The following is a 4,442-nucleotide window of genomic DNA, read 5'->3' on the forward strand; positions in this document are numbered from 1 at the left end:
TGTTGCTCGAGGGCATTGCCTTCAAGGACGGCGAACCGGTGCAGGACGATCGGCCGGTTCAGCAGAAACTCGCCGCTTGATATCGACAGTCACGGTGCTGCCCATACACCACTCTTGACGTTAGCTCAAACGCTCGATAGCAAGACCTCAGAGACCAACTCGTTCGTGTTGGACGTTCGGGACCAATGGCGTAACTTCGAACAGACTGGCGAGTGGCGTTCCACGCCACCGACACATGTTGTTCAGGCGTGCGCAAAGGCCCTCGAAGAACTGGCTATTGAAGGGGTGGTTCGCCGTGGAGAGCGATACGCCTCTGTCCGTGACGCTGTCATCCGCGCAACTGGGCCATACGCCTCTCCATTGTTGGACCCGCGGGATCGATCGCCGGTATGCCTTGCGCTGACGGCACGCGATATCGTTCGTACGCAAGAAGATCTCGATGCGCTGTACGCCCATCTCGTGGAGTACAACCTCTACATCTATACCAAACTGCATCTTCCGACACGCAGTTTCAGGATCGGGTGCATGGGATGTATTGATCCGATGTGGATCCGCCTGCTGGGAATAGCATTTGAAGACTTTTTTTCAGCTTCATTCGATGAATCCGGAAGCCACCCGGGCCGCCGTATAACCGACTTATGGAAAAAGGCCATTTGACATGTCAAGAAACAATGCCAACGCCGAAATGAACCGCGAGACGTCACTTCTACACGCTGGCTATCGTCATGACCCCGTCACCAAAGCGGTGTCTGTACCGATTTATCAATCTACCGCCTATGAACTTGACGGCGATCTTGAAAAAATTGCCGATATCTACAACGTCCGACAAGATGGGTTCACGTATAGCAGGATCATCAACCCTACAACGCGCATCCTCGAGAAGCGATTCGCTGCAGTAGAGGGTGCGAGCGACGCCCTGGCGGTAGCCTCAGGGCAGTCCGCAACCTTTCTCGCTATCGCTAACCTGTTCAGCGGAAGGCCAGGCGATAACGTTGTCGCATCGAAGTATCTATATGGCAATACGTGGAATCTGCTCTTCAATACATTCAAACGATTGGGTATCGAGGCACGATCTGCGGATCCACGAGACGTAACATCGTTCGAGCGGATGTTGGACGACAGGACGATTGCTATGTTTGGAGAGACGTTTTCCAATCCGTGCCTTGTCCCGTTGCCTGTTCCGGCGCTGGTGGAAATCGGTGAGCGGCGCGGGATTCCTGTTATTGTAGATAACACGACAACCCCTTTGATTTGCCGTCCGAAAGCTCTGGGCGCGGATATCTCCACGTATTCCGCGACAAAGTATCTATGCGGCCACGGAACGACACTTGGCGGACTGATTGTCGATAACGGAAGCTTCGCGTTTGACGACGCAGGCCGCTTTCCGTTGTTCAACGACGGAGATGAAGCGCATGGCGACATCCTCTGGAAAGAAGCTGTTCTGAAACTTGGCGATCTTGGCGCAAGTCCCTATTTGCTTAAATCCCGGATGACTTGGCTTCGTGACACCGGCGCCGCGATCAGTCCCCTCGCCAGCTTTCAGCTGATACAAGGACTCGAAACCCTTCATCTGCGCATGCAGCGGCATTGCGAAAATGCCGTCGCGGTTGCGGAGTTCCTTAACGCCCATCCGAAGGTCGCACGTGTCTCATATCCATCACTGTCGTCAGGATACGAACGTGAGCTTGTCGACGAGTTAGTTGACGCTCGCGTCGGCTACGGCGCAATGATTATGTTTGAACTGGGCGATGAAGCGGCAGGGCGAAGATTCATAACCAACATCGAGCTAATGTACCACGTATCGAATGTCGGTGACGCGCGAACGTTGGTCACGCATCCCGTTTCGACAACGCACACAACGGTTCCCAAGGAAAAGCGCGAGGCCGCTGGTATTTTCGACGGTTCGATTCGGCTTTGCGTTGGGATTGAGAACATTGATGATATCGTCGCCGATCTTCAACGCGGACTTGACGCTGTCTGACGTCGATCTTTCTGGGAGGGAATTTGATCATGGAAATTTATGACGCTTGGCAATTGCGAGGCAAACGTTTCACCACCTGGCGATTCTCGCGCGACATTATGCGAGAGCTGTCCGAATTGAGGCCAGATAATTTGACCGGCGCACTTTACATTGTGAAGGACTATCTTGTCATTCTTGCGTGTGCTTATGCGACGATACGAATCTCGTGGTGGCTCTACCCGCTTGCAGTACTCATAATCGGCGCGCAACAACGCGGACTGACAACTATCGCGCATGATGCCGCGCACCGGACGCTTGCCAGGAGCACCGGATGGAACTACGTGCTCGGCATCGTCTTCGCCGCATATCCTGTTTTTCAGCGGCACTGGGCTTATCGCTACTCGCATGTTCATCTGCACCATCCATATCTCGGCGACCCTGAAATGGATCCTGACCTGAAGTTCTTTATATCATCGGGCGTGTATGATGTGCGCCCGCCACGTGAATACGCGTTTGCCATTGTCTGGAAAGCGATGTTTGGCGGAGCGACGGTACGCTATCTCAAGTATCTATGGAGTGAGCGGTTTCTTATTTCTCGTGAGGGGAAAAAAGACATCGACAGGCGGGGTGCTGCCATCGACACCTATGGATTTGCGATATCTGGCTGATTGTCATTTTCGGCTTTGCCCTGACGCAATCGCTGGATTTGCTTGTGCTGTTCTGGCTTGTTCCATATCTAACCACGTTCCAAGCCTTGGGCTGGTTCATTGAACTCGCTGAGCATTCGCCAATGTGTGAGACCGAAACCGAAGATGTGTACTTGACGCGTAACCGCAAAGGCAATTTGATCGAGCGACTGCTGGTCGGCGCGAACCTTGATGAATATCATCTGGAACACCATCTTTCGCCAGGCGTGCCTTTCTGGCACCTGAAGCGGGCACAGAAGATCAGGTTGCGCGATCCGCGATATGCTGAGGTTGCAGAGTCATGGGGAGGACTCTTCGCGAGTGGACCAAAAGGGCAGCCAAGTGTCATCAACCAGCTGCTCGACCGGAACAGGCGGCTGTACGAGGCCCAGCGCGGACGGTTAGCAGGGGAGGGCGTGGTCAATGAGTGATACACGTCGCCATCTGGGCTGCGCCGTCGTTGGAGTCACAGCCAATCGTCATCTTCAAGACGGCGTTCACCGCGACTGGTTGCGGCGGCGCTATATCGAGGCGCTGACTAGACACGCGTCGGTCGAGTGCGTCATCTTACCGACGATCGACCGCGATCTGCCTTGCGACGCGATTTTCCAGAGATTACGCGACCTGATGCGTCGTCTTGACGGCCTTGTTCTAACTGGCGACGAATCAGATCTCGATCCCGGGATCTTTGACAGGAACGGTGGCGCTTGGGCGCTTGCTGAAGACGACATTGTCGCCTGCAGGACGGATCGTCCGCGAGACAGGCTGTCGATGGTTGCGTTGATGGTGGCGGAAGAACTGGATATGCCAGTATTGGGAATTTGCCGCGGTTTGCAGGAGATGAACGTTTACCGTGGCGGCACATTGCACGAAGATCTATCGTTGACGCACAAGGGGATCTCGCATCGCGAAAATCCAGAGATTCCTCGCGACGAACAGTACCGTCCGGTCCATACGGTTAAGGTCGCTTCCGGCGGCTTGCTGTCGTCCGTTATCCAGGGCGACGAGTTATGCGTCAATTCGTTGCATAGGCAAGGCATCGCGGAGCTTGGTGAAGGAATCCGAGTGGAGGCAGTAGCGGGGGACGGTGTCGTAGAAGCGCTGTCATATAGGAATTCACGCACCTTTCAACTGGCGCTGCAGTGGCATCCAGAATGGCATGCTTCCAGCGATGTAATCAGCCAGAAGATTCTGGGCGCCTTCGGGAGAGCCTGTGAGGCATATAACGCAGCGGTCCACTGAGATGCGGAGATTAGCCGGATTTTGTGTCGATAGTTGTTCGTTTCGGGAGTGATTTGCAAATCGAGGCGGGGCTTCATGGATTTTCATCTATTTGTTTTGTTTCTTGTTACTTTTACTGCCGCCGTGGCTTTGCCTGGTCCGAACGTCATTTTTGCCGTTGCTCAAACATTGAAGCACGGGCTCAAAATCGCAATTCCTGGCGCGGTCGGATTTGGTACTGGTGCGGCCGTTCACGCAGCAGTCGTATTGTCGGGTGTTGGGATTTTTATACAGGATAACCAATGGGTGTTACTTTATGTCCGATGGATAGGGGCGATATATCTTGGATGTCTTGCCATTATTGCTTTTTGTGGGAAACGGGAGTCAAGAACAGAAGATGGGGTGCGCTGGAACTCCAGACAGGTGTTTGTCGATTCCCTCATTGTCTCGAGCTAACGTCAAGAGTGGTGTATGGGCAGCACCGTGACTGTCGATATCAAGCGGCGAGTTTCTGCTGAACCGGCCGATCGTCCTGCACCGGTTCGCCGTCCTTGAAGGCAATGCCCTCGAGCAAC

5 protein-coding genes and 1 pseudogene are annotated in these 4,442 nt (G+C 54.0%); all 6 read left to right on the top strand.

Translation table 11 applies throughout. From position 1 onward, the window contains the following. A pseudogene (locus tag AB3X86_RS37810) lies at nt 1-657 on the top strand (hypothetical protein); the annotation flags it as partial. A 1-nt stretch (nt 658) separates the two neighbouring features. Beyond that, nucleotides 659-1,981 carry an O-acetylhomoserine aminocarboxypropyltransferase/cysteine synthase family protein gene (locus tag AB3X86_RS37815; protein ID WP_368599852.1) on the top strand — a complete coding sequence of 441 codons (1,323 nt, stop codon included), beginning with the start codon at nt 659-661 and terminating at the stop codon, nt 1,979-1,981. A gap of 29 nt (nt 1,982-2,010) precedes the next feature. After that, nucleotides 2,011-2,628: a fatty acid desaturase gene (locus tag AB3X86_RS37820; RefSeq protein WP_368599853.1), complete on the top strand. Its 618-nt coding sequence runs from the start codon at nt 2,011-2,013 to the stop codon at nt 2,626-2,628. A 44-nt stretch (nt 2,629-2,672) separates the two neighbouring features. Next, the gene (locus AB3X86_RS37825; protein WP_368599854.1) at nt 2,673-3,077 is read left to right on the top strand and encodes a fatty acid desaturase; all 405 of its coding nucleotides are present in this window, start codon (nt 2,673-2,675) and stop codon (nt 3,075-3,077) included. Further along, nucleotides 3,070-3,888 carry a gamma-glutamyl-gamma-aminobutyrate hydrolase family protein gene (locus AB3X86_RS37830; protein WP_368587845.1) on the top strand — a complete coding sequence of 273 codons (819 nt, stop codon included), beginning with the start codon at nt 3,070-3,072 and terminating at the stop codon, nt 3,886-3,888. The genes AB3X86_RS37825 and AB3X86_RS37830 overlap by 8 nt, the downstream gene beginning before the upstream one ends. Nucleotides 3,889-3,963: 75 nt before the next feature. After that, the gene (locus AB3X86_RS37835) at nt 3,964-4,323 is read left to right on the top strand and encodes a LysE family translocator (RefSeq protein WP_368599855.1); all 360 of its coding nucleotides are present in this window, start codon (nt 3,964-3,966) and stop codon (nt 4,321-4,323) included. The last annotated feature ends 119 nt before the right edge of the window (nt 4,324-4,442 follow it).

The sequence above is a fragment of the Paraburkholderia sp. BR14374 genome, from assembly GCF_040948685.1.
Lineage (GTDB): Bacteria > Pseudomonadota > Gammaproteobacteria > Burkholderiales > Burkholderiaceae > Paraburkholderia > Paraburkholderia youngii.